We start from the raw sequence: 585 nt of genomic DNA on the forward strand, positions 1-585 counted from the left end.
AACCTGATAGAGCCACAAAAAACCGGCGGCCAGCACAACGCCGCCGCCGATTAGAACAAACCGCCAGTTCGCCAATACGAACCGCGCCGCCGTGATAAATGCCACCATCACCACCCCGCTTTGATTTTTTCGTACCAGCCCCAAATGCTGGCGACATAGTTAATTGTTTCGCGTGAATGCCGCCCTGTCACATCTGGCAAACAGGCAATAATGCGATCATAAAGCACCACCCCATTGCATTTACGCTGTGCAGACAGCAAATGGCCTAGCCCGGCATTGTAACTGGCCAGTGCCAAACTATGCCGATCCCATTCCGGGCGCGGACTCGACCATTCGGCACGCAATTTGCCCATATAAAAAGCTGCCGCCTCAATAGAGAGACGCGGCACAAAAGCCGACGCATCAGGCGGCAATTTGGCAGGGCCAATAATCCCCGCCCAGGTGCCGGGCATGAATTGGCAAAGCCCCTGCGCCCCAACCGGCGAAACAGCATCCGGCACAAGGCGGCTTTCCTGCCAGCACTGCGCTTTTAAAATGCGCCAATCCACCCCCGGCATGTACCACCCGGCAGCTTGGCGAAATTTC

The 585-nt window shown here is 56.4% G+C and carries 1 protein-coding gene; it reads right to left on the bottom strand.

Features of this window, described 5'->3' with window-relative positions; all coding sequences use genetic code 11:
- Positions 1-107: 107 nt before the first annotated feature.
- A partial coding sequence (locus THS27_RS26425; protein WP_210403042.1) for a transglycosylase SLT domain-containing protein occupies positions 108-585 on the bottom strand: 478 nt, incomplete at its 5' end.

This window comes from Thalassospira sp. MCCC 1A01428 (assembly GCF_002115825.1).
Classification (GTDB): domain Bacteria; phylum Pseudomonadota; class Alphaproteobacteria; order Rhodospirillales; family Thalassospiraceae; genus Thalassospira.